We start from the raw sequence: 23,228 nt of genomic DNA, 5'->3' as shown, positions 1-23,228 counted from the left end.
CGCAAACGAGTAAAAGGGTAGCCTTGGCTACCCTTTTTCTTTGCCTGCTGTTTTTACCTTTTCAGTTGGCCGGGCTAGGGATTTAGCCCGCCTTCGTCTGCCTGGAATCTGCTCTTATGTCGCTCGATATCGTTATCCTCGCCGCCGGCCAAGGCACCCGCATGCGTTCCGCCTTGCCGAAAGTACTGCACCCGGTTGCCGGGAAATCCATGCTTGGTCATGTGATCGACACTGCCCGCCTGCTGAAACCGCAAGGCATTCATGTGGTGATCGGCCATGGCGCGGAATTGGTGCGCGAGCGACTGGCGGCGGATGACCTGAATTTCGTGCTGCAGAGCGAACAACTGGGCACTGGGCATGCCGTGGCCCAGGCGCTACCGGCGTTGAGCGCCGAGCGCGTGCTGATTCTCTATGGCGATGTTCCGTTGATCGAAGTGGAAACCCTGCAGCGTCTGTTACAGCAGGTCAGCGAACAGCAACTCGGCTTGCTCACGGTCAATCTGAACGACCCGACTGGCTACGGCCGCATCGTGCGCGATGAGCAGGGTGTGGTGAAGGCCATCGTCGAGCACAAGGACGCCAGCGCCGAGCAGCGCCTGATCCGTGAAGGCAACACCGGCATTCTCGCCGTCCCAGGGAAAAAACTCGGTGATTGGCTCGGTCGTCTGTCCAACAGCAACGCCCAGGGCGAGTACTACCTCACCGACGTGATTGCCATGGCGGTGGCCGATGGTCTGGTCGTCGCTACTGAGCAGGCGGCTGACGAGATGGAAGTACTGGGCGCCAACGACCGCATCCAGCTGTCGCAACTGGAGCGCCACTATCAGTACCGCGCAGCGCGCCGTTTGATGGTGCAGGGCGTGACCCTGATCGATCCGGCGCGTTTCGACCTGCGCGGCGAAGTCACGGTAGGCCGCGATGTGTCGATCGATATCAACGTAATCCTCGAAGGCCAGGTGCTGATCGAAGATGGCGTGCAGATCGGCCCGAACTGCGTGATCAAAAACTCGGTTCTGCGCAAAGGTGCCATCGTCAAAGCCAACAGCCATCTGGAAGGTGCCGAAGTGGGTGAGGGTGCCGATTGCGGTCCATTCGCCCGCCTGCGTCCGGGCTCGGTACTGGGCGCCAAAGCGCATGTGGGTAACTTCGTCGAACTGAAGAACGCCAGAATGGGCGAGGGTGCCAAGGCCGGGCACCTGAGCTACCTGGGCGACGCCGAGATCGGTGCGCGAACCAATATCGGCGCTGGCACCATCACCTGCAACTATGACGGCGCCAACAAGTTCAAGACGGTTCTGGGCGAGGACGTGTTTATCGGCTCCAACAGCGCCCTGGTTGCGCCGGTGACGCTGGGTGATCGCGCCACCACCGGTGCCGGTTCGGTGATTACCGGCGATGTGCCGGATAACACGCTGGCCGTCGGCCGTGCCAAACAGCGCAATATCGAGGGCTGGAAGCGCCCGACCAAGAAGAGCTGATGGAGTTGGCAAGGATGCCGTTACGCAAACGCTGGATTGTCCCGGCGCTGTTTCTTGTCTGGGCCGTGCTGCCGGAATGGCCGCAGATCCCGGTGCAGGGTGCCAGTAACCGGGACTGGCATCCGCGCACCTTCTGGTTCGAGCCCTGGGGCCGCTCCGGCGTGCACAAGGGCATCGATATCTTCGCCAAACAGGGCACGCCAGTGCTTTCTGCCAGCTATGGCCTGGTGCTGTTTCGCGGTGAGCTCGCGCAGGGCGGCAAAGTGGTGGTCGCTCTGGGGCCGAAATGGCGCATGCATTACTACGCCCATCTAGACACCATCGATGCTTACCCAGGCCAACCGCTGTTGGTCGGCAGTGTGCTTGGCACGGTGGGCGATACGGGTAACGCGCGAGGCAAACCGGCGCACCTGCATTATTCGATTGTCAGCCTGTTGCCGCTGCCTTGGCGGGCGGACGAGTCGACCCAAGGCTGGAAGAAGATGTTCTATCTCGACCCTAACCAGCACCTGCCAACCCGCTGAAATCGCTTGGGCACACATCGCCAGATGTCGATTCCCGCTTGACGGAAAAGCTTCATTAGGTTTTGATTCGCGCCATTATCTTTCGAATCGAAACTTAGCATGTCGAAACGCAACACTCCGCAGCGACGCCACACCATTCTTGCCCTGCTCGCCGAGCAAGGTGAGGTGAGTGTGGATGAGTTGTCGAAAGCCTTCGCCACGTCTGAAGTGACCATTCGCAAAGACCTCGCCGCCCTGGAAAAGAACGGCTTGCTGCTGCGCCGCTACGGCGGTGCTGTGCCGATGCCGCAGGAGCTGATCAGCGATATCCAGCCGATCTCCCAGTACAAGCAGGCCATCGCCCGCGCCGGGGTGGCACGCATTCGTGAGCATGCGCGGATCATCATCGACAGCGGCACCACCACCGCGGCGATGATCCCGCAGCTTGGCCACAAGCCCGGCCTGGTGGTGATGACCAACTCGCTCAACGTGGCCCGCGCCATCAGCGAGCTGGAGCACGAGCCGGTGCTGTTGATGACCGGCGGCACCTGGGACCCGCATTCGGAATCCTTCCAGGGCCAAGTCGCCGAACAGGTGCTGCGTTCGTATGACTTCGACCAGCTGTTTATCGGTGCTGATGGCATCGACCTGAACCGTGGCACCACCACCTTCAATGAATTGCTCGGCCTGAGCCGGGTCATGGCCGAGGTGGCTCGCGAAGTGGTGGTGATGGTCGAGAGCGACAAGATCGGCCGCAAGATTCCCAACCTGGAGTTGCCCTGGAGCAGCATCCATACCCTGATAACTGACGAACGCCTCAGCCCTGAGGCTCGTGAACAATTAACCGAGCGCGGCATCAAGCTGATCTGCGCGGCTGTTGAAGCTTAAGGAGAAGATTATGTGTGGCATCGTAGGCGCAGTCGCTGAACGCAATATCACCGCCGTGTTGGTTGAAGGCCTCAAGCGCCTGGAATACCGCGGCTATGACAGTGCCGGTGTGGCGCTGCTGACTGAGCAGGGCGGTCTCGATCGTCGCCGCCGTGTCGGCAAGGTCAGCGAGCTGGAAAGCGCGCTGAGCACTGAACCATTGGCCGGCCGCCTGGGCATCGCCCACACCCGCTGGGCTACCCACGGTGCGCCAAGCGAGCGCAATGCCCACCCGCACTTCTCCGGCCATGACCTGGCGGTGGTGCACAACGGCATCATCGAGAACCACGAAGAACTGCGCAGCGAGCTCAAGGGCTTGGGCTATGTGTTCAGCTCTGACACCGACACCGAAGTGATCGTGCACCTGCTCGATCACATCCTCAAAGCGCAGACAGACCTGACGGCCGCGCTGAAACAGGCGGTCAAGCAACTGCACGGCGCCTATGGCCTGGCGGTGATCAGCAGCAAGCAGCCGGATCGCCTGGTCGCCGCGCGCAGTGGCAGCCCACTGGTGATCGGCCTGGGTCTGGGCGAAAACTTCCTTGCCTCCGACCAGCTGGCTCTGCGTCAGGTCACCGACCGTTTTATGTACCTGGAAGAAGGCGATATTGCTGAGATCCAGCGCGACAGCGTGCAGATCTGGGATGCCGCCGGCCAGTCGGTGACGCGTGAGAGCGTGCAGTACCACGAAGGTGCCGAGGCCGCTGACAAGGGCGAGTACCGCCACTTTATGCTCAAGGAAATCCACGAACAGCCCAAGGTCGTACAACGCACCCTGGAAGGCCGTCTGGGTTCCGACCACGTACTGGTTCAGGCTTTCGGTCCGCAAGCCGCTGAGCTGTTTGCCAAGGTGCGCAACGTGCAGATCGTTGCCTGCGGCACCAGTTATCACGCCGGTATGGTCGCCCGTTACTGGCTGGAAGGCCTGGCTGGGATTCCTTGCCAGATCGAAGTGGCGAGCGAATTTCGCTACCGCAAGGTAGTGGTGCAGCCGGACACCCTGTTTGTCAGCATCTCCCAGTCCGGCGAAACCGCCGACACCCTGGCCGCGCTGCGTAACGGTAAGGAGTTGGGCTACCTGGCCAGCCTGGCGATCTGCAACGTTGGCATCAGCTCGCTGGTGCGCGAATCCGACCTGACCCTGCTGACCCAGGCCGGCCCGGAAATCGGTGTGGCCTCAACTAAAGCCTTCACCACCCAGCTGGTCGCGCTGATGCTGCTGACGCTGTCCCTCGGCCAGGTGCGTGGCACCCTGGATAAAGCCCTGCAAGCCGAGCTGGTGGAAGAGCTGCGCCGCCTGCCGACCCGCCTGGGCGAAGCCCTGGCCATGGACAGCGTGGTGGAGAAAGTCTCCGAGCTGTTCGCCGAGAAGCACCACAGCCTGTTCCTCGGCCGCGGCGCGCAGTACCCGGTGGCGATGGAAGGCGCGCTCAAGCTCAAGGAAATCTCCTATATCCACGCCGAAGCCTACCCGGCTGGCGAGCTCAAGCACGGCCCATTGGCGCTGGTGGACAGCGATATGCCGGTGGTCACCGTGGCGCCGAACAACGAGCTGCTGGAAAAGCTCAAATCCAACCTGCAGGAAGTGCGCGCCCGTGGCGGCGAGCTGGTGGTGTTTGCCGATCAGCAGGCCGGCATGAGCAATGGCGAGGGCACCCATGTGGTGAACATGCCGCACATCCACGACGCCCTCGCGCCGATCCTCTACACCATTCCGCTGCAGCTGCTGTCCTACTACGTCGCCGTGCTCAAGGGCACCGACGTCGACCAGCCGCGCAATCTGGCCAAGAGCGTAACGGTTGAGTAAGCAGGGGCTGGCCGATGCGGCGTGAAGATATAAAGAGCAAGCAGGCTCAGGGCGTGCTCTTTGATACCCATATCATCGCCAACCCGGCCAATACGCGGGAGTGGATCGTGCTGTTGAAGAAAGGTGCAGGCACCAGCTTCTTTCTGGTCGATGACCAGGAGCAGGTGGAGTCCTTCGCCGATCTCAATGGCCTGATCGAAGAGCTGCGCTTACTGGGGATCAAGGCTGCGGAGATTCATCTCTAGCCGGCTTTAATCGTCCGCTGATCTGAACAGGTGTCGATGCTCGGCGTTGTACAACGCCGAGTCGGCGAACTGTTCGGCGTGCAGCACGCGGCCGACGAGGATCAGCGCGGTGCGGCGAAAGCCCTTGGCGCGCACCTGTTCCTCGATGGTGGCGAGGGTGCCGCTGACCCAATCCTGATCCGGCCAGCTGGCGCGATGGACCACGGCAATCGGGCAATCCGCGCCGTAATGCGGCAGCAACTCAGTAACGATCTTGCTCAGGTGCACCACGCCCAGGTGGATGGCCATGGTCGCACCGTGGCGCGCCAAGTCGCCCAGTGCCTCGCCCTCGGGCATGTTCGACTTGCTCGCATAGCGCGTGAGAATCAGCGTCTGCGACACCTCAGGCAGGGTCAGTTCGCTTTCCAGCAAGGCAGCGCAGGCCGCAGTGGCCGTGACTCCAGGGATGATCTCGAAGGCGATGCCCAGCCGACGCAGGTGGCGGATCTGCTCGCCAATCGCGCCATACAGCGACGGGTCGCCAGAGTGTACGCGGGCCACATCCTGGCCTTTGTCATCGGCCTGGCGGATCAGCTCGATGATTTCATCCAGATGCAGCTCGGCGGTGTTGATCACCAGTTCGGCGCTATGTCCTTCGAGCACTGCTGCCGGCACCAGCGAACCGGCATAGAGAATCACCGGGCAGCTGCGCAGCAGGCGCTGGCCTTTGACGGTGATCAGCTCGGGGTCGCCGGGGCCGGCGCCGATAAAGTAGACGGTCATGACAGATCCTTGGGTGCAATCGACGCCAGCGCGCAGGTGGCGCTGGCGTTGCGGTTTTTTTCGCCGAGCAGGCGGGCAGCATTGCCGCTCATAAGCGTGGCCAGGGCCATGGCGCAGGGTTCGGCGACAGCCGGGCTGCCGGTTGCGGCCAGGGTGAGCGGCGAGCTTTGCACGAGGTGCTGATAGGGCTGCAATTCTTCCGCACTAAAGCAGTTCAGCTGCAGACCAAGGCGTTCGGCCAATACCAGCAGGCCCGGCTCGTCGCGTTTATGCGCGATGCTGGCCAGCCCCGCCAAGTTATCCACAGTCAGGCCATGCGTCTGCAAGCTATGCAGCAGCAGGCTGAGTAAGTCCTCCACATTGCAGCCACTACGGCAGCCCAACCCGGCGACCACCTGAACGGCGGCAGCGGGGCGGCGAGGGGTGTGGCTGGGGATCATCTGTGGCGCTCGGTGTGTGCGGCGGCGTAGCTCAACATGGTGGCCGGCAGTGGTCAACCGCGATTGACCGGCCGCCATGGCCTGCGTAGCCTTGTCGCGTTCGAGGTTCTTCGTGGGCATGTCCACGAAGCTAAGAGGGAACAAGGTTGATGCCTTGGCTGCCCCCGCAACTGTGAACGGTCCAAAGCCCTTCGATACACCACTGCCAGCGGCGGGAAGGTGAAGGGTCGCGCAAGGCGCAGACCGTGAGCCAGGAGACCTGCCTCGTCACGTTTTCGACAACCGGGCGGGGTGATCCGGTGGTGTTGGCTGACGCCCCGTGGCTGTCATGTCTGTGCCGCCTCCTGCTCGTCTTTCTTTCGACGTCACGCAGGACTCGCCATGCAAACCCTCGCCAAACTTCCCGTCACCATCGTTACCGGCTTTCTCGGCGCCGGCAAAACCACCCTGCTGCGGCACATGCTCGGCCATGCCGACGGGCGGCGCATCGCGGTGATCGTCAACGAGTTCGGCGAGCTGGGCATCGACGGCGAAATCCTCAAGCAGTGCTCCATCGGTTGCAGCGAAGAAGAAGCCAGCGGCCGCATCTTCGAGCTGGCCAACGGCTGTCTGTGCTGCACCGTGCAGGAAGAGTTCTTCCCGGTGATGCGCGAGCTGGTGGCACGGCGCGGCGAGCTCGACCATATCCTGATTGAAACCTCCGGCCTGGCGTTACCCAAGCCGCTGGTACAGGCCTTTAACTGGCCGGAAATTCGTAACGCCTGCACCGTGGATGCAGTGATCACCGTGGTCGACAGCCCGGCTGTGGCGGCCGGCACTTTTGCCGCCTTCCCTGATCAGGTCGATGCGCAGCGCAAGCTTGACCCGAATCTGGACCATGAATCGCCGCTGCACGAGCTGTTTGCCGATCAGCTGGCCAGCGCCGACCTGGTGATCCTCAACAAGGCCGACCTGCTCGACGCCGCCGCTTTGGCTGCCGTGCGTGCAGAAGTAGCCGAGGAGCTGCCGCCCGCAGTGAAAATCATCGAAGCCCACGGCGGCGAGTTGCCGCTGGACGTGCTGCTGGGCCTGAACTGCGAGACCGAACTGCATATCGAGGGCCGTAAGACCCACCATGACCTGGAAGGCCATGAAGACCACGATCACGACGAGTTCGCCTCGTTCCACGTGGAACTGCCTGAAGCCGAGGAAGCGTGTCTGCTGCAAGCGCTGAAGGAGGCGGTCAGCAAACACGGCATTCTGCGCATCAAGGGTTTCGCCGCGATTCCCGGCAAGCCGATGCGCCTGCTGCTGCAAGGCGTTGGCCAACGTTTCGATAAACACTTCGACCGCGCCTGGCAGGCCGATGAGCCGCGCATCACCCGCCTGGTGGTGATTGGCCAGACGCTGGATCAAGCCGCTATCGAAGCCGAGCTGCAGACGGCATTGGCCTGATGGAAATGTGGGAGGGGCTTTAGCCGCGAGCCTTATAGGGCCTGTCGCGGCTAAAGCCCCTCCCACAGGTGAATTCCCCATGCATCTATTGCGCACCCAGCCCGGCAGCCAGCTGCCGGTCGACAGCATTGCCGACCTCGGCCAGACCCCGGCCGAGCTGGTGATTCTGTGCACCGGCGATTCGCACCTGTCGTTGCTGGCCGAAGTGGCGCGGCAGCTGCCGGCGGATTACCCCAGTTTGCGTCTGGCCAGCCCGGCGCAGCTGAGCAATCACGCCTCGGTGGATCTCTACGTTGAGCAGGTGCTGCAGCACGCCAAGGTCATCCTGATTTCCGTGCACGGCGGCGTCAGCTATTGGCGCTACGGCATCGAGCGCCTGGTCGAACTGGCCGAGCGCGGCGCGCGGGTGATTATGGTGCCGGGGTGCGACAACCCCGATCCGGAGCTGATGGCCCTGAGCAACGTGCCAGTGGCCGAGGCCGAACGGCTTTGGCAGTTTCTCCGCCAGGGCGGTGCAGGCAATGCGCTGCAGCTGTTTAACTGCATCGCCAGCCAGTGGCTACAGCGCGATTATTCCTGGGTAGAACCCCAGGCCTTGCCGCGCGTGGGCCTCTATCACCCGCATTTGGCCAATCCGAGCCTGGCCGATTGGCAAGCCAACTGGCAGGTTGATGCGCCGGTGGCGGCGCTGCTGTTCTACCGCACCCAGGTGCAGGCGGCGAATACCGGGTTTATCGATGTGTTCTGCCAGCGCTTGCAGGCCCAAGGCCTTAATCCGCTGCCGATTGCCGTGGCCAGCCTTAAGGAGGCCGCCTGCCTGGCCCAGGTCGAGGGCTGGCTGGACGAAGCCGATGCCCGCCTGATTATCAACACCACGGCATTCGCCCTGTCTAACCCGGAAGCGCCGAGCGCACGGCCTTTCCGCCGCGATATTCCGGTGCTGCAAGCCATTTGTTCGTTGGATAACCATGCACAGTGGCAGGCCAATGCCCAGGGCCTGGGTTCGCGTGACCTGGCCATGCATATCGTGCTGCCCGAGCTGGACGGCCGCCTGATCACCCAGCCGATCAGCTTCAAGGGCCTGGCCTGGCGCAGCGAGCGCAGCCAGAGCGATGTGGTTTGTTACCAGCCGCATCTGCCGGGGATGGATTTCGTCGCCGAGCTGGCGCGCAACTGGATGGCGCTGGCGCACAAAGGCAACGCCGACAAGCGCATCGCCCTGATCCTCGCCAACTACCCGACCCGCGACGGCCGTATCGGCAATGGCGTCGGCCTGGACACCCCGGCGGCGGCGCTAAATATCCTCAAGGCGCTGCAACAGCAGGGTTATCCGGTGGAAGGCTTGCCCGACAGCGGCACCGCGCTGATTCATCAGCTGCTTGGCGGCGTGACCAATGATCTGGACATGCTCGACGCGCGGCCTTGCGCCCAGAGCCTGGCATTGGATGACTATCTGGCGTTTTTCCACAGCTTGCCCGCAGCCAACCAGCAGGCGGTGCGCGAACGTTGGGGCGAGCCGCAGCAGGACCCGATGTTCCGCAGCGGTCGGCTGATGATCGCCGGCCTGCGCTTCGGCCTGACCTTTGTCGGCATCCAGCCGGCGCGCGGTTATCAGCTGGACGCGGCAGCGGTGTATCACGACCCCGATCTGGTTCCGCCGCACGGCTACCTGGCGTTTTATTGCTGGATTCGTACGGCATTTGCGGCGAACGCCGTCATACACGTAGGCAAACACGGCAATCTGGAATGGCTGCCGGGCAAGAGCGTCGGCCTGTCCGAACAATGCTGGCCGAGCGCGATTCTCGGCCCTTTGCCGAATATCTACCCGTTTATCGTCAACGATCCGGGCGAGGGCGCCCAGGCCAAACGCCGTACCCAGGCGGTAATTATCGACCACCTGATGCCGCCGCTGACCCGCGCCGAAAGCTACGGCCCGCTGCGCGATCTGGAGCGCCTGGCCGACGAGTATTACGAAGCCAGCCAGCTCGACCTGCGTCGCGCCGCCGAATTGCGTGGCGAGATTCTGCTCAAGGTGCGTGAGGCCAGCCTCGACCGCGAGCTGGGCCTGCAACTTAACGAAGACCCCAATAGCTGGCTGCCGCAGCTGGATGCCTACCTGTGCGACCTCAAGGAATCGCAGATCCGCGATGGCCTGCACGTATTCGGCGAATCGCCGGCCGGTACCCTACGCCGCGACACCTTGCTGGCACTGCTGCGTATTCCCCGTGGCGACGGCCAGGGCGGCAACGCCAGCCTGCTGCGCGCCCTGGCCCACGATCTGGAACTGGACTTCGATCCGCTCGACTGCGAGATGGCCGCGCCCTGGCAGGGCCCGCGCCCGGCGCTGTTACAGAGCCTCAGCGATGATAGCTGGCGCAGCGCCGGCGATACCCGTGAACGGTTGGAGCTGCTGGCCTTGCAGCTGATTGGTGCGGCGGATTTTGAATCCGTTGGTGCGGAAAGCACCCAGGTGCTGCAACGTTTGCGTGAGCAGATCGCGCCGCTGCTGGATGCCTGCGGCCCGGCCGAGATGCACGGATTGCTGGCAGCGCTAAGCGGGCGTTTTGTCCCGGCCGGGCCGAGTGGCGCGCCGAGTCGCGGGCGGCTCGATGTACTGCCCACCGGGCGCAACTTCTACAGCGTCGATGTGCGCAATTTGCCCACACCGACCGCCTGGCGCATTGGCGTGCAGGCGGCGGATCGCCTGCTGGAGCGGCATCTGCAGGATCACGGCGACCACCTGCGTCAGCTCGGCCTGTCGATGTGGGGCACGGCGACCATGCGCACCGGCGGCGACGATATGGCCCAGGCCCTGGCGCTGATGGGCGTGCGCCCGGTGTGGCAGGCCGGCAGCCAGCGCGTCGAGCGCTTTGAAGTGTTGCCGCTGGCGCAACTCGGCCGCCCACGGGTGGACGTGACCCTGCGCGTGTCCGGGTTCTTCCGCGATGCCTTTAGCAACCTGATTCGCCTGTTCGACGACGCGGTACAGGCGGTGGTTGATCTCGATGAGCCGGAAGAGATGAACCCGCTGTCGGCGCGGGTCTGGCGCGAATCCCTGACCCTGCAGGACAGCGGCCTGGATGAAGCCGAGGCGCGTAAACAGGCCGGTTGGCGAGTGTTCGGTTCCAAGCCCGGCGCCTATGGCGCGGGCGTGCAGAACGCCATCGAAGAACGCCTGTGGCAAACCCGCGAAGACCTCGCCGAGGTCTATCTGAATTGGGGCGGCTACGCCTACGGCACCCACAGCGAAGGCACCCCGGCGCGCGCGCAGTTCGCCGAGCGCCTGGAGCAGATGCAGGCGGTGCTGCACAACCAGGACAACCGCGAGCACGACATTCTCGATTCCAACGACTACTACCAGTTCCAGGGCGGCATGCTCGCGGCCGTGGAAACCCTGCGCGGCGCCAAGGTGGCCAGCTACCACGGCGACAACAGCCAGCCCGACACCCCGCGCATCCGCACCCTGAAGGAAGAACTCAATCGCGTGGTGCGCGCCCGCGCGGCCAATCCCAAGTGGATCGACGGCATGAAGCGCCACGGCTACAAGGGCGCGTTCGAACTGGCTGCGACTATCGACTACCTGTTCGCCTTCGATGCCACCAGTGAGCTGGTCGATGACCACCAGTACGCGTTACTCACCGATGCCTATTTGCTCGACAAAAACACCCGCGACTTTATCCAGCAACACAACCCCGGCGCCCTGCAGGATATCCTCGAACGCCTGCTCGAAGCCCAGCAACGCGGCCTCTGGCAAGATCCCGGCGAGTACCGCGAAGCGTTGGAAAACCTGCTGATTGATAGCGAGGAAGCATGAGCGAGAGCAAACAGCCACACCAAGCGATGTCGCAACGCTTGCGACATCGCTTGGTGTGTTGGTGGCGCAGGCCAGTTACTCGCAAGGAGCGCATCGGCGCCGCCGGTATCGGCCTGTTTGGTGGTTTCTGGCTGGGCCTACTGGCTGGCCTGGTTCTCGGCCCGTTGCCAACTCCGCTGGTTGACTTGTTTATCTGGGCAGGGCTCGGTGCCTGCGTCGGTGCGGTGCTGGGCGCCATCTGGCCAAAAGTTATTGGCATCGTCTTGCTGCCCTTTGCCGTGTTCGGTATCGGCCAGTGACCCTTCATCTTTTAGCGAAACGGACCCTGCCATGACCGTTCATCACTTCCCCCTCGCCGCCGTGGTCGCCGCCGATGACTTGAAACTGGCGCTGTGCCTGGCGGCCATCGATCCGGCGATTGGCGGTGTGCTGATCGAGGGGCCGCGCGGTATGGCCAAATCGACCCTGGCCCGTGGCCTGGCCGACCTGCTCGCCAGCGGTACCTTTGTCACCCTGCCGCTGGGCGCGAGCGAGGAGCGCATTGTCGGCACCCTCGATCTCGACGCCGCCCTGGGCGAGGGCCGCGCGCAGTTCAGCCCCGGCCTGCTGGCCAAGGCCAATGGCGGCGTGCTGTACGTCGATGAGGTCAATCTGCTGCCCGATCATCTTGTCGACCTGCTGCTGGATGCCGCCGCCAGCGGGGTCAACCATATCGAGCGCGACGGTATTTCGCATCGGCATGCCGCGCGCTTTGTACTGATCGGCACGATGAACGCGGAGGAGGGCGAACTGCGCCCGCAACTGCTGGATCGCTTCGGCCTTAACCTGGCCCTGGACGCCCAACCGCAACCGGCCCAGCGCGCCGAAATCGTTCGCCGCCGCCTGGCCTTCGATGCTGATCCGCAGGCGTTTCTACAGCGCTGGCAGGCGCAGCAGGATCAGCTGCGTGAACGTTGCCAGAGCGCCCGTGTGCGACTGGCGGCGATTGCGCTGGATGACGCCGCACTGGAGGAGATCAGCCAGCGCTGTTTCGCCGCTGCCGTCGATGGCCTGCGCGCCGATCTGGTCTGGCTGCGCGCCGCCCGTGCGCATGCCGCCTGGCGCGGTGCCGAACACATTGAATCTGTGGATATCGATGCGGTGGAAGACTTCGTGCTGCGTCACCGTCGCCGGCAGAATCCGCCGCCTGTCGCACAACCGCCACAACCCCAGTCGCAATCTCAGCCCAGCAGCGATAAGCCTAGCGAGGAGCCGCAAGGCGAAGGCCAGTGGGGCGAATTACCCGCCCAGGCGCAGAGCCTCGGCGTCCGGCGTGAACCGCCGCGCTGGGCAAAAAAGCCCTAGGCATCCGCCCGCGCACAGCCCCAGGCGCGGATGCCCGGGCCGCTCCCGGCACACTCGGCAATGGTCGCAACGGTGCCAGTCGCAGTGGCGCGACGGGGAGTATCGACTGGCCGGCGAGCCTGCTTAAGGGCCGCCCGCGCAGCCGTCAGGATCTCGTGCTGCGTCCGCGCAGCGCCAAGCCGGCGGAATTCTGGCTGGTGATAGTCGATGCCTCGGCCTCGACCCGCCGCCATGGCGCGCTGAGCAAAGCCAAAGGCTTGCTTAGTGAAGTGTTCGAGCAGGCTCGCCGGCAACGTGCGCGCCTGGCTTTGCTGCACGCCACCGGCCGCCAGGCGCAATGGCTCTGGCAAGGGCAGAAAGCCTCCCAGGCCTTGCAGCAGTGGTTGGCCGAGCTGGGCGCGGGCGGCGGCACGCCGCTGTTTGATGCTTTGCAGCAGGCCGCCGACTGGCAGGCGCGGCGGAAGCGGCTGCATCAGGCCGAGCGTCAGCGTTTGCTGATCATCACCGATGGCCGCCTGCGCGATTGGCCGGCCTTAACCCCGAGCGCCTGCCCGGCGCTGCTGGTGGATATCGAAAGCGCGCCGATCCGTCTCGGCCGCGCGCGCCAATTGGCCGCTGAGCTGGGCGCCGACTACCGACATATCGATTCGCTGCCGGCTATGGCCGGCAGCCTGGAGACTGCCTTATGAAAACCCTGCTGATAATCGGCATCGGCGCCGGCGACCCGGACTACCTGACCGTGCAGGCGATCAACGCGCTTAACCGCACGGACGTGTTCTTTCTGATGGACAAGGGCAGCGCCAAGGACAGCCTGATTGGCCTGCGCAAGACCATCTGCGAGCGCTTTATCCAGGGCCGCGACTACCGCTTTGTCAGCGCCGACTGCCCGGAGCGGGTGCGCGATGTGCCGGACTATCGCGGCAGCGTGGTCGATCTGAATCAGGACAAGCAGCAGGTGTTCGAAGGCATGATCCGCGAGCAGATGCGCGACGGCGAAACCGGCGCCTTTCTGGTCTGGGGCGACCCGGCGCTGTACGACAGCACCCTGCGCATCGTCGAACAGATAGTTAGCAACAGCAGCGAGCAGATCAAGTACGAGGTGATCCCCGGCATCACCAGTCTGCAAGCCCTGGCGGCCAAGCATAAGGTCTGCTTTAACAGCATCGGCCAGGCCTTCCAGATCACCCCGGCGCGCCGCCTGGCCGAAGGCGGCTTTCCCGAGGGTTTGGATAGCGTGCTGGTCATGCTCGACGCCCAGGACACATACCAACGCTTTGTCGACCAGCCCATGCATATCTACTGGGGCGCCTATATCGGCACCCCGGACGAAGTGATGATTGCCGGCCCGCTAAGCGAGGTCGCTGAGACTATTCGCACTCGCCGTGCAGAGCTGCGGGAGCAGCATGGGTGGATTATGGATAGCTACTTGCTGCGGAAACGGGAGAGGGAGAGCGTTTAAGCTGGGCGGTGGACAAGCAAAGCGTTGTCCACCATTGGTTATCCGGGCTACTTGCTTATATTTCCTCAAACTCAATGCTGTAATAGTCCATATTTCTGGTGGCTTTCCATATATCCAAATATCCGGTAGAGCAGGCGTGCTTTCCTTGAATGTCAGCTTTGGTGAACTTCGAATTTAAACCTATCAAGCAATTATTTATTGAGCTGGATGATAATTTCATCAGATATATCGTCTTGGGATTTTTGCTTAGCTTGGCCAGCTCCATTGCTACAGCCGTTCGCTCAGCGTCGTCGGCAACCTCAAAGAGATTAACAACGCATGAGCCTGTATTGATGTCTAAAGTTGAATATCTAGCATTTTTTATTCTATTTTGTATGTTCAGATTACCAACAGAACGTATATCTGGAATTATCACTCGATCAGCTTGCTCTAACCTAAGAATCACGCGATGCTCTTGTTCATAAACCCACTCATCACTCTTTTGTAAAAAAATCTCATATAGAACCCTGTCGGCACCCTCTGCCGATATATTTGAATAATCATAATCAAACTTATCGTTTCGGTATCTCAAGCCCTTTCTATAAGAAACAGGCGTGGGAGTGCCATCGAACTTCGACCATTTCTGGCCCCAGGCAGAGTTTATCAAGCAATCTGCCCTAAATAGTCGCTCAAAAATTGAACCTATTTGAGGAAAGTATGCTACGCCAGCAACAATCCCTTTGTGTTCGTTGGCATAATGCGCCCACATTAGAAGATTTTCTTTACTTTCAGTGAAGCTGATTACACCTATGTGGTGCATCCTCAAATCAACATACTGCGAAAATTTCAACTCGCCAAACTTCGGATCCCAAGAAGTTGGCTCATCAAAATGGCTGGCCATTTCATCTAAACTTTTACGACAGAATGCCGCCTCAAAAGGATCATTCAATACGCTTGGTTGCGAAAGACGAATAAATCCCTCATCGAAAAAGTCACGAGGTTCGCTCATGTATTTAAAGAGTTGCTTCAATGGCGCCTCTTCTTAATATTTCGAAAACATAATTATAAGTAGCTGGCACATGTGAGGTGATTCTTACACCATTTGTGTCGTATTACATCCGTGGCTCACCTGTAACCCCAGATCTAATTTAGCCGATCACTCAAAACGCGACATGGGGCTGATGGAAAAGCGACAAAAGTAGACGGGAGGTTACGAAGTCGTTGGCAACGTGTCCATATCCTGTGCTGGCGGGAGCGTTATTGTCCGCGAGAGACCGCTTTGGCCGTTTTCAGCCCACCACTTGATGCCGGCGATGGGTATCGCAGGCTTAACCCATCCTACGACTGTGGATAACTCCGCGGCGTATACACCCACTCCCCACCCTCAGCACGCGGAAAGCGGCAGGTCTGACTGGAGCCGATTATTACCAGAGTGCGCATATCGACCATCTCTGGGGTGAGTTCTCCGAGGGTGAGTGTGCGCAGGGTTTCGCCGGGGCGGCCGATATCGCGGCCTAGCACCACCAGGGTTTCCGGGGTGCGTTGCTGGCGGATGATCTCCAGCGCAGCGCCGAGCTGCCAAGGGCGGGCTTTGGAGATGGGATTGTAGAAGGCCATCACCAAGTCAGCGGCGGCGGCGTGGGCCAGGCGTTTTTCGATAATCGCCCAGGGCTTGAGGTTGTCCGATAGGGAGATCAGGCAGAAGTCGTGGCCCAGTGGTGCGCCGGCCTTGGCTGCGGTGGCCAGCGCAGCGGAAACGCCAGGGAACACCTGCAGGTCGACCCGCTGCCATTCTGCGTCGGCTGATTCATGCAGGGCTTCCAGCACGGCGGCGGCCATGGCGAACACCCCAGGGTCGCCGGACGACACCACCACCACGCGCCGCCCGCTGGCGGCTAGCTCAAAGGCATGGCGGGCGCGCTGCATTTCTTCGCGGTTATCGGTGCAGTGGCGCACCTGCTCCGGGCGCAGCGGGCCGGCCATATTGATATAGGTTTCGTAGCCGAGCAGGTCCTGCGCTTCATCCAGCGCCTGGCGTGCGGCGGGCACCATAAATTCGGCGGCACCGGGGCCGAGACCAATCACCGTCAGGCGGCCACGGGGCCGACCGAGCTGATTGGCGTCGATGGGTGCAGCGGCCAGCAGCAGGCGCAGGTTGGCGTGCTGGCTGTGCAGCGGCGGCAGTTGCTGCGCGTCGTCGATAAAGCGCAGCGGTAATTTGAGTTGTGCGGCGGCGTGGTGCAGCTCGGCTTTGGCCATCAGTTCTGGTTCGGCCAGCAGGCAGGCCAGGCTTTGCGGTGCCAGGTTGCTGGTTTGCAGCGCCTGCTGCAGTTCGCTAAGTAAATCGGCGCCGGCATGCTCGACCCATACAGCGACTTGCTGCGGATGGATCAGCAGTTCATCGGCATTGGCCGCGCGGCTGTGCGGGCTGATATGGATAACCCGGTTGGCGTGGTTATCCACCGGCAGTTTGGCCTGAGCCAGCCAGGGCGCGTCGCCTTCGATACGCACGGCCTGGCCGCCGAGTAGGTCGCTGACAAAACCCTTGCCTTGCTCAAGATCGGCCAGCACATAGCCGGCCGGCGGCTCCAGCAGGCAGGTGCCAAAACGCAGTTCGCCGCTGGTGGTGATCGCCGCGCTGACCTGCAGGTGCGCGGCAAGCTCCCGCGCCATGCGGTTGACCCCGCCCAAGCCGCCAAGCAGCGGCACCACGGCGCTGCCATCTTCGGCCACGGCCAGCACCGGCGGTTCGCTGTCTTTCTCGCCGAGCACGGCGGCCAGGCTGCGAATCACGATACCGGCGGCACACAGCACGATCAGCGGCGTACCGGCGCGGTAGAGCGTGCGCAGGGTGTCGCCAAAGTCTTCATAGGTGCGCTCAGCGTCCGTCACTCGGCTGTGCAGGCCGTGGATCTCAGCCTGTGGATACAACGCCTGGATGCGCCGTGCGCAGGGCAGGGCGGAGGGGCCGAGGATAATGATGGCGGGGACGCTGGTCATAAGGTGTTCCATCTGTTCTGTGGGAGGGGCTTTAGCCGCGAGCTACATAAGGCATGTCGCTGCTAAAGCGGATCGCCGTCCGGCCCCTCCCACGGGTTATTTGCAGGCGGTTAACCGCGCCATTTCTCGCCGGGAATCACGATCATCGAGAAGTACGGTGAAGACATTGGCTCCACTTCATCCAGCGGCACGATGCGCTGGTTGCCCATGGTGGCGCGTTCGACGTAATGGGCGCGCTGGTCGATGCCCAGCTCCTGCAGCACACGGCGGACTTTCTCGAAGTTGCGCCCCAGCTTCATCACCACGGCGGCCTCTGCATCTTTCAAGCGCTGCTTAAGCTCGGCTTCGGGCAGCACGCCGGAGAGCACGCTCAAGGATTGGTTGCGGTACACCAACGGGGTGCCGAGCACCGAGGCGCAGCCGAGCATGGAGCACACGCCGGGCACCACTTCCACGTCGTAACGGTCGGCCAGGCGGTCGTGCAGGTACATATAGGAGCCGTAGAAGAACGGGTCGCCTTCGCAGATCACCGCCACGTCCTGGCCGGCGTCGAGCCGGGCGGCGATCTGCACCGCGCAGGTGTCGTAGAAGTCGCTGATCACATCTTCATAGCTCAGCGGCGTGGCGAGTTTTTCCGTGGTCACCGGATAGACCAGCGGCAGGCGCTGCTGCGTGTCCGTCAGGTGCTGTTCGATGATGCCGAAGGCGTTGCCGCCCTGGCCCTTGTTGGCTTTGGCCTTGGCCACAAAGTAGCCAACCACGGCGGCCGATTGCAGCAGGCGCAGGGCCTTGAGGGTGATCAGCTCCGGGTCGCCGGGGCCGACGCCTATGCCGAGCAGGCGGCCTTTTTGCACAGTCATCACTCCACCTCCGTGGCCAGGGCGTTGACCGCCGCCACCGCCATGGCACTGCCGCCGCGACGGCCACGCACAATTACATAGGGCACGCCACGGCTGTCGGCAGCGAGAGCGTCCTTGGACTCCGCCGCGCCGATAAAGCCCACTGGCATGCCGATAATCAGCGCCGGTTTCGGCGCGCCGGCGTCGAGCATTTCCAGCAGATAGAACAGCGCGGTGGGGGCGTTGCCGATCACCACCACGCTGCCTTCCAGGTGCTCGCGCCAGTGTTCCAATGCAACTGCCGAACGGGTATTGCCCAGCGCGCGGGCCTGCTCGATCACGCCGTCGTTATGCAGGGTGCAGATCACCGGGTTGTTGGCGGCCAGGCGCGGACGGGTGATGCCCTCGGCGACCATCCGCGCATCGCAGAGAATTGCCGCGCCCTTGGCCAGGGCGGCGCGGCCGGCAGCACCGGCCCCGGCGGAGAAGCGCAGATCCTGCACCACATCGACCATGCCGCAGGCGTGGATCACGCGCACTGCGAGTTTTTCCAGGTCTGCCGGGATCGCCGACAGGTCGGCCTCGGCGCGGATGGTGGCGAAGGACTGGCGGTAGATTTCCTGGCCGTCGCGGATGTACTCAAGCATCGCTGTTTCCTGTTGCGCAGTGGGCGGCGAACCAGTCGCCGGCCTCGTCGATAGTCATGGCGCTGGCCAGCAGTTGGCCGAAACCGGCCGCCTCGGGCGTGCGTTGATAGAGCTGGTAATGCCCGGCGCTGCTGGCCAGCAGGGTAAAGGGCGCGGTATGCGCGGCGGCGCAGGAGCGCGGGCAGGCGCTGAGATGCACGTGCGGCCGTGCGCTGCTGGCGCCTAGGCGCTCGGCGAGATGCAGGGCATCGGCCTTGCTGTCGGCCAGGCCTTTGCCGCAGGCGCTGGAGCCGGTGCAGGCGATCAGCTGGCTAAGCGGTTCCTGTGCATCGATCAGCAGGCCCAGTTCGGCCAGTTTGTGCAGCAGGTTGTCTGCCGAGCGCTCGGGGATATTTGGCAGCAGCAGGCCCTGCCAGGGCGTCAGGCGCAGGCTGGCATCGCCGTGCTGCTCGGCCAGATCGGCCAGGGCGTTGAGTTGTGCGGCGTCGATTCGACCCAGACGTGAAGCGGCGGCAACCATGCAAAGGGCGTTTTGCTGCTGTGGATAAATGCCCATCGGCGCGCGTGGGCTGACTGGTTTGTGTTGCCAATCGGTCGGTGGCGCCTGAACGGTAAAGGGCAGGCGCGTTTGCAGCTGTTGCAGCAGTTGGTGGGCGGGAATCACGCTCAGCAGCTGGCGCATCCGGCTGTGTTCGCTGCCAGCCAGTTCGATAAACAGCCTTAGCAATTGTTCCACCAGCGGCATGACTTGCTCAGCCTCGACCACGCCCAGCGGCCGGTCAGTCGGGCAGCCGGCCAGGCCAAAGGCCAGTCGGGTTGGCGTGCCAGGCAGGGCGCTTAGCCAGATATCGTGGCGGTGTTCGAGCATGGCCAGGGCTTCGCCGCCGTCCAGCTGCAGGGCGAACTTGGCCGACAGCCCATGCAGCGCCGGGGTGTTTTGCAGCAGGTCGAGCAGCGCGGCGGCCAGCGGGCGGGTATCGAGCAGGGCCTGCGGGTCGAGGCCGGCGGCGGGGCTGAGCAGTAGGTTGCGTACATCGTCGGAGGCTGGGTTGCTCGGGCCAAGGCCGGCGGCGAGCAGGCGTTCGATCAGTTCGGTCTGTTGGCCTGGCAGTACGCCGCGAATTTGCAGATTGCTGCGGTTGGTCAGCTCCAGCACACCGCTGGCGCAGCGCTCGGCCGCCTCGGCGATGGCGCGAGCCTGCTGACTGCTGAGTACGCCGCCGGCCAGCTTGACCCGGCAGATGCCGCCATCCAGCGCCTGTACGATGCGCAGCAGGCCGGGGCACGCGCTAGGGCGTGGGTCGGGCAGGTCGGCGGAGGTTGGACAGTCGTGCAAAAAGGGTCACCAACAACAAAGACGCGGCGACCGAACCAGCGAAATCCGCCCACAGGGGATTTCATGGCATCGGTACACCCCGCCCGATGTTGGCACTCGCGACTAGCGTCGTCGGCAGGTCTCCTGGCTGACAGGTCATCATCTGGCGCGGCCTTCCCAGTTTCCCAGTGGCGCAGTTGCGGCAGACTCGCTGTTTACAGTTGCGGGGGCAGCTCGGTCACGATCAGCGGATCGCTCCGGATTCCCTCTTAGGCCCCTCGCACCATGGCGGTGGGCACCGACGAAGGCTGTATTATGCCCGCTTTGTTTGATGCGCTGACACCCTAGCTTGTCGGGCGGGGGCAGAGGAGTGGGTATGACAGCCTGGTTAACCCTGGTGGGCATTGGTGAAGACGGTTATGCCGGCCTGGGTGAGGCGGCGCGTCGGGCGCTGGGCGAGGCGCAGTGGATTGTTGGCAGCCCACGGCAGCTGGCGCTGTTGCCCAGCAATCTGCCAGGGCAGCACGAACGCTGGCCGAGCCCCTTTAGCCTGGAGCCGGTACTGGCGCGGCACGGTACGCCGGTGTGCGTGCTGGCCAGCGGTGATCCGCTGTTCTATGGCGTGGGTGCGAGCCTGGCGCGGCAGCTGCCGGCTGAGGAATTGCAGGTGTTCTCTGCGCCCTCATCCGTCTCACTGGCTGCTGCTCGCCTGGGTTGGCCACTGCAGGACGTGACGGTGCTGTCGCTGGTGGCGCGGCCGTTGGCGGCGCTGCAGGCGCAGATTTTCCCCGGCGCGCGGCTGCTGCTGTTGAGCAATGACGGCGACAGCCCGGCGGCGGTGGCCGAGCTGCTGCGTGAACGCGGTTTTGGTCCCAGCCGTTTGACCGTTCTGGAGCACCTGGGCGGCGATCAGGAACGGCGCATCGATGGTCTGGCCAGCGATTGGGCATTGCCGCGCGCGGCCGACCTTAATTTGTTGGCAATCGACTGTGTGGCGGGCGCTGAGGCGCGCCTGCTGCCGCTGACGCCGGGTTTGCCGGATGATGCCTATCAGCACGATGGCCAGCTGACCAAGCGCGACGTGCGCGCTATCACCCTGGCGCGCCTGGCGCCGCAACCCGGTGAGCTGCTCTGGGATGTCGGTGCCGGCTGCGGTTCCATCGGCATCGAGTGGATGCGCGCGCACCCCAGCTGCCGGGCGCTGGCCATTGAGGCTGATGCCGGCCGTCAGGCGCATATCCAGCACAACCGCGATGCTCTCGGCGTGCCGGGTCTGCAACTGGTCGCCGGCCGCGCGCCCGAAGCTTTGGCCGGATTGGCTGCGCCGGATGCGATCTTTATCGGTGGCGGCGTGACCATCCCCGGCGTGCTGGAGCAGTGCTGGGCCAGCCTGAAACCGGGCGGGCGCCTAGTGGCCAATGCCGTGACCCTGCAAAGCGAAGCGGCACTGGTGGCCTGGCGCGAGCAGGTGGGCGGTGAGTTGACCCGTATCAGCGTGGCCCAGGCGCAGCCGTTGGGCGGTTTCGACACCTGGCGCAGCGCCTTGCCGATCACTCTGCTGGAGGTGCGCAAGCCGTGAGCCCGCGCATCCTGCTGCTTGGCGGCACTACCGAGGCCTTGCGTCTGGCGCGCCGTTTAAACCCCGAAGCCATCTACAGCCTGGCCGGGCTGGGTCGGGTGCCGGATGACTTGCCCTGCCAGGTGCGCGTTGGTGGCTTTGGCGGGGCCGAAGGATTGGCGGAGTTTATCCGCGAGCAGTGCATCGAACTGCTGTTGGATCTGACCCACCCCTATGCCGCACAGATCAGCGCCAATGCCGTCCGCGCCGCCGAGTTGAGCGGAATCGCCTGCTGGGCGCTGCGTCGTCCCGGCTGGCAAGCCGGCGAGGGTGATGACTGGCGTGAAGTGGATAACTGGGCCGGTTTGGTCGAAGCCCTGAAGGATTTCCGCCGTCCGCTGTTTACCCTGGGCCGCGAGCCGCTGGAACACCTGCACGAGATACCCCTGCATCAGCACTGGACCGTACGTTGTCTGACGGCCCAGCAAGGCGTGCCGCGTGCCGAGATTATCGGGGCGCGCGGGCCGTTCGCGCTGGACGAGGAACGCGCGTTATTCGCTCGCCTGGGCACCGATGTGCTGATCAGCAAGAACAGTGGCAGCCAGTCCACCGAGCCGAAATTGCAGGTGGCGCGCGAGTTGGGTTTGCCGGTATTGCTGCTGCGCCGGCCGCTCTTGCCGAGTGTGGACCGCGAGTTTGTTAGCCTCGAAGCGCTGACCGAGGCGCTGCAGTTATAGGGCAAGTTGGCCGCCGAGCGGTTGCCCCCCAAGGCAAAAAATCCCCTGTTAGACTGCCGCCCCGCTTTGGAGGCCGCCATGACCACGTCCGTTTCCCCTTACGCCCGCATTCTGTTTGTCGGCCCTGACCTGGCCGAGGGCGCGTTTGCTGAGCTGTTCCGCCGGCGCTTGGCTGAGCTGCGCGGGGAAGCGGCGTTGGCCGATATCGTCGATACCAGCGCAGGCTATGCGCCGCTCTGGCAGCGGGTTACCGAGGGCGAGCGGCCGTTGCTGGTGATTGATCTGGAGCCGCAGAGCAGCAGCCCGCACCTCGATTGGCTGCGCAGCGAGCTAGGCCAGCAGGCCAATCCCGATCAGCTGTTTGTCGCCAGTGCGATTGGCCAGGCCGAGGGCTTGCCGGTGGAGGCCGCCTGCGCGCTGATCGAGCGCCCCGAGCTGCACCTGCCTTGTGTCGGTGTGGCCGCGGTGCCGGGGCATCACGCCTGGTCGCAGATTCCGCCGCATGCGCAGCGCCTGCTGTTGTGCAACGGCCCGCGCTGCACCCGGCGCGGTGCGCTGGACCTGTGGAAAACCCTGCGTCAGCGCCTCAAGGCCGCCGGCAAACTGGAGTGCGAAGGCGGCGTGCATATCACCCGTACGCAGTGCCAGTTCCCCTGTGATCTGGGCCCGACGGCCAGCCTTTATCCGGCCGGTGAGTGGTTCCGCGTGCGCGATGAAGCCGAGCTGATCCGCCTGGTCGATGAGCGCCTGGTGGCCGGCCGCGCCGTGCCCGAGCTGCGCATTGATCAGAGCTGAGTGTGGGAGGGGCTTTAGCCGCGACTACAGCCGCTCTATCACTTATCAGAAGTCGCCGCTAAAGCGCCTCCCACAGATGTAACCCTCGTCCTTGAGCGGGCGGCCTTGTCGAGTTCACGTCTTGACTTGTGCTGGCGCGGATGGT

21 protein-coding genes and 2 riboswitches are annotated in these 23,228 nt (G+C 63.4%); of the genes, 14 read left to right on the top strand and 7 right to left on the bottom strand.

Annotated features, from left to right (window positions below; translation table 11 throughout):
* Window positions 1-116 precede the first annotated feature (116 nt).
* The 5 genes from glmU to RHP75_RS21020 all read left to right on the top strand — a co-directional run bounded on the left by glmU (window position 117) and on the right by RHP75_RS21020 (window position 4,960).
* Entirely contained in the window at window positions 117-1,478 is a 1,362-nt protein-coding gene (glmU, locus tag RHP75_RS21040; protein WP_311089900.1) for a bifunctional UDP-N-acetylglucosamine diphosphorylase/glucosamine-1-phosphate N-acetyltransferase GlmU, read from the top strand.
* A gap of 14 nt (window positions 1,479-1,492) precedes the next feature.
* Window positions 1,493-2,002 (top strand): M23 family metallopeptidase, encoded by a 510-nt coding sequence (locus RHP75_RS21035; RefSeq protein ID WP_311089899.1) that lies wholly within the window; start codon window positions 1,493-1,495, stop codon window positions 2,000-2,002.
* A gap of 99 nt (window positions 2,003-2,101) precedes the next feature.
* Window positions 2,102-2,869 carry a DeoR family transcriptional regulator gene (locus tag RHP75_RS21030; protein WP_311089898.1) on the top strand — a complete coding sequence of 256 codons (768 nt, stop codon included), beginning with the start codon at window positions 2,102-2,104 and terminating at the stop codon, window positions 2,867-2,869.
* Window positions 2,870-2,879: 10 nt separating this feature from the next.
* Window positions 2,880-4,715, top strand: a complete 1,836-nt coding sequence (gene glmS / locus RHP75_RS21025; RefSeq protein ID WP_311089897.1) for a glutamine--fructose-6-phosphate transaminase (isomerizing) — start codon at window positions 2,880-2,882, stop codon at window positions 4,713-4,715.
* A gap of 14 nt (window positions 4,716-4,729) precedes the next feature.
* On the top strand, window positions 4,730-4,960 hold the full coding sequence (locus RHP75_RS21020) for a hypothetical protein (RefSeq protein WP_311089896.1): 231 nt from the start codon (window positions 4,730-4,732) through the stop codon (window positions 4,958-4,960).
* 6 nt (window positions 4,961-4,966) lie between these two features.
* Here the strand turns inward: RHP75_RS21020 and cobM are convergent, their stop codons facing one another.
* A complete protein-coding gene (gene cobM / locus RHP75_RS21015; RefSeq protein WP_311089895.1) occupies window positions 4,967-5,722 on the bottom strand; it encodes a precorrin-4 C(11)-methyltransferase in 756 nt (251 codons plus the stop codon).
* Window positions 5,719-6,282: a cobalamin biosynthesis protein gene (locus RHP75_RS21010; protein WP_311089894.1), complete on the bottom strand. Its 564-nt coding sequence runs from the start codon at window positions 6,280-6,282 to the stop codon at window positions 5,719-5,721. The genes cobM and RHP75_RS21010 overlap by 4 nt, the downstream gene beginning before the upstream one ends.
* Window positions 6,249-6,444, top strand: a riboswitch (cobalamin riboswitch). (Overlaps the previous gene by 34 nt.)
* Before the next feature lie 99 nt (window positions 6,445-6,543).
* Here RHP75_RS21010 and cobW point away from each other — a divergent pair.
* The 6 genes from cobW to cobF all read left to right on the top strand — a co-directional run bounded on the left by cobW (window position 6,544) and on the right by cobF (window position 14,213).
* Window positions 6,544-7,596: a cobalamin biosynthesis protein CobW gene (gene cobW / locus RHP75_RS21005; protein ID WP_311089893.1), complete on the top strand. Its 1,053-nt coding sequence runs from the start codon at window positions 6,544-6,546 to the stop codon at window positions 7,594-7,596.
* A gap of 79 nt (window positions 7,597-7,675) precedes the next feature.
* Window positions 7,676-11,410, top strand: a complete 3,735-nt coding sequence (cobN, locus tag RHP75_RS21000; protein WP_311089892.1) for a cobaltochelatase subunit CobN — start codon at window positions 7,676-7,678, stop codon at window positions 11,408-11,410.
* On the top strand, window positions 11,407-11,709 hold the full coding sequence (locus RHP75_RS20995) for a hypothetical protein (protein ID WP_311089891.1): 303 nt from the start codon (window positions 11,407-11,409) through the stop codon (window positions 11,707-11,709). The genes cobN and RHP75_RS20995 overlap by 4 nt, the downstream gene beginning before the upstream one ends.
* Before the next feature lie 31 nt (window positions 11,710-11,740).
* On the top strand, window positions 11,741-12,754 hold the full coding sequence (locus tag RHP75_RS20990; protein ID WP_311089889.1) for an AAA family ATPase: 1,014 nt from the start codon (window positions 11,741-11,743) through the stop codon (window positions 12,752-12,754).
* Between the two features lie 2 nt (window positions 12,755-12,756).
* The gene (locus RHP75_RS20985) at window positions 12,757-13,443 is read left to right on the top strand and encodes a VWA domain-containing protein (RefSeq protein ID WP_311092008.1); all 687 of its coding nucleotides are present in this window, start codon (window positions 12,757-12,759) and stop codon (window positions 13,441-13,443) included.
* A complete protein-coding gene (gene cobF, locus RHP75_RS20980; RefSeq protein ID WP_311089888.1) occupies window positions 13,440-14,213 on the top strand; it encodes a precorrin-6A synthase (deacetylating) in 774 nt (257 codons plus the stop codon). Before RHP75_RS20985 ends, cobF begins: the two co-directional genes overlap by 4 nt.
* A 55-nt stretch (window positions 14,214-14,268) precedes the next feature.
* Here the strand turns inward: cobF and RHP75_RS20975 are convergent, their stop codons facing one another.
* The 5 genes from RHP75_RS20975 to cobG form a co-directional block, all read right to left on the bottom strand.
* Window positions 14,269-15,222 carry a DUF2971 domain-containing protein gene (locus RHP75_RS20975; RefSeq protein WP_311089887.1) on the bottom strand — a complete coding sequence of 318 codons (954 nt, stop codon included), beginning with the start codon at window positions 15,220-15,222 and terminating at the stop codon, window positions 14,269-14,271.
* Window positions 15,223-15,530: 308 nt separating this feature from the next.
* The gene (gene cobJ / locus RHP75_RS20970) at window positions 15,531-17,192 is read right to left on the bottom strand and encodes a precorrin-3B C(17)-methyltransferase (RefSeq protein ID WP_311089886.1); all 1,662 of its coding nucleotides are present in this window, start codon (window positions 17,190-17,192) and stop codon (window positions 15,531-15,533) included.
* A 110-nt stretch (window positions 17,193-17,302) separates the two neighbouring features.
* A complete protein-coding gene (locus tag RHP75_RS20965) occupies window positions 17,303-18,055 on the bottom strand; it encodes a precorrin-2 C(20)-methyltransferase (protein ID WP_311089884.1) in 753 nt (250 codons plus the stop codon).
* A complete protein-coding gene (locus RHP75_RS20960; RefSeq protein ID WP_311089883.1) occupies window positions 18,052-18,678 on the bottom strand; it encodes a precorrin-8X methylmutase in 627 nt (208 codons plus the stop codon). The genes RHP75_RS20965 and RHP75_RS20960 overlap by 4 nt, the downstream gene beginning before the upstream one ends.
* Complete coding sequence (cobG, locus tag RHP75_RS20955; RefSeq protein ID WP_311089882.1) at window positions 18,671-20,014, bottom strand: precorrin-3B synthase; 1,344 nt, start codon at window positions 20,012-20,014, stop codon at window positions 18,671-18,673. The genes RHP75_RS20960 and cobG overlap by 8 nt, the downstream gene beginning before the upstream one ends.
* 95 nt (window positions 20,015-20,109) lie before the next feature.
* A riboswitch (cobalamin riboswitch) is annotated at window positions 20,110-20,311 on the bottom strand.
* Between the two features lie 58 nt (window positions 20,312-20,369).
* On the opposite strand from cobG, the gene cbiE reads away from it, so the two are divergent.
* The 3 genes from cbiE (at window position 20,370) to RHP75_RS20940 (ending at window position 23,083) form a co-directional block, all read left to right on the top strand.
* Entirely contained in the window at window positions 20,370-21,572 is a 1,203-nt protein-coding gene (gene cbiE, locus RHP75_RS20950; protein ID WP_311089881.1) for a precorrin-6y C5,15-methyltransferase (decarboxylating) subunit CbiE, read from the top strand.
* On the top strand, window positions 21,569-22,288 hold the full coding sequence (locus tag RHP75_RS20945) for a cobalt-precorrin-6A reductase (RefSeq protein WP_311089880.1): 720 nt from the start codon (window positions 21,569-21,571) through the stop codon (window positions 22,286-22,288). Before cbiE ends, RHP75_RS20945 begins: the two co-directional genes overlap by 4 nt.
* Before the next feature lie 78 nt (window positions 22,289-22,366).
* Entirely contained in the window at window positions 22,367-23,083 is a 717-nt protein-coding gene (locus RHP75_RS20940; protein ID WP_311089879.1) for a (2Fe-2S) ferredoxin domain-containing protein, read from the top strand.
* Window positions 23,084-23,228: the final 145 nt, after the last annotated feature.

The sequence above is a fragment of the Pseudomonas sp. SG20056 genome, from assembly GCF_031764535.1.
In the GTDB taxonomy this organism is placed as follows: Bacteria; Pseudomonadota; Gammaproteobacteria; order Pseudomonadales; family Pseudomonadaceae; genus Aquipseudomonas.
The sequence above is the reverse complement of the archived record's forward strand: the minus strand, read 5'-3'. Positions and strand labels throughout refer to the sequence as shown.

Coding starts and splice junctions, on each gene's coding strand:
- glmU (WP_311089900.1), top strand. CDS start 117: ATGTCGCTCGATATCGTTATCCTCGCCGCCGGCCAAGGCACCCGCATG.
- glmS (WP_311089897.1), top strand. CDS start 2,880: ATGTGTGGCATCGTAGGCGCAGTCGCTGAACGCAATATCACCGCCGTG.
- cobN (WP_311089892.1), top strand. CDS start 7,676: ATGCATCTATTGCGCACCCAGCCCGGCAGCCAGCTGCCGGTCGACAGC.
- RHP75_RS21035 (WP_311089899.1), top strand. CDS start 1,493: ATGCCGTTACGCAAACGCTGGATTGTCCCGGCGCTGTTTCTTGTCTGG.
- RHP75_RS21020 (WP_311089896.1), top strand. CDS start 4,730: ATGCGGCGTGAAGATATAAAGAGCAAGCAGGCTCAGGGCGTGCTCTTT.
- RHP75_RS20960 (WP_311089883.1), bottom strand. CDS start 18,678: ATGCTTGAGTACATCCGCGACGGCCAGGAAATCTACCGCCAGTCCTTC.
- RHP75_RS20995 (WP_311089891.1), top strand. CDS start 11,407: ATGAGCGAGAGCAAACAGCCACACCAAGCGATGTCGCAACGCTTGCGA.
- RHP75_RS20940 (WP_311089879.1), top strand. CDS start 22,367: ATGACCACGTCCGTTTCCCCTTACGCCCGCATTCTGTTTGTCGGCCCT.
- cobW (WP_311089893.1), top strand. CDS start 6,544: ATGCAAACCCTCGCCAAACTTCCCGTCACCATCGTTACCGGCTTTCTC.
- RHP75_RS21030 (WP_311089898.1), top strand. CDS start 2,102: ATGTCGAAACGCAACACTCCGCAGCGACGCCACACCATTCTTGCCCTG.
- cbiE (WP_311089881.1), top strand. CDS start 20,370: ATGACAGCCTGGTTAACCCTGGTGGGCATTGGTGAAGACGGTTATGCC.
- RHP75_RS20990 (WP_311089889.1), top strand. CDS start 11,741: ATGACCGTTCATCACTTCCCCCTCGCCGCCGTGGTCGCCGCCGATGAC.
- RHP75_RS21010 (WP_311089894.1), bottom strand. CDS start 6,282: ATGCCCACGAAGAACCTCGAACGCGACAAGGCTACGCAGGCCATGGCG.
- cobM (WP_311089895.1), bottom strand. CDS start 5,722: ATGACCGTCTACTTTATCGGCGCCGGCCCCGGCGACCCCGAGCTGATC.
- cobJ (WP_311089886.1), bottom strand. CDS start 17,192: ATGACCAGCGTCCCCGCCATCATTATCCTCGGCCCCTCCGCCCTGCCC.
- cobF (WP_311089888.1), top strand. CDS start 13,440: ATGAAAACCCTGCTGATAATCGGCATCGGCGCCGGCGACCCGGACTAC.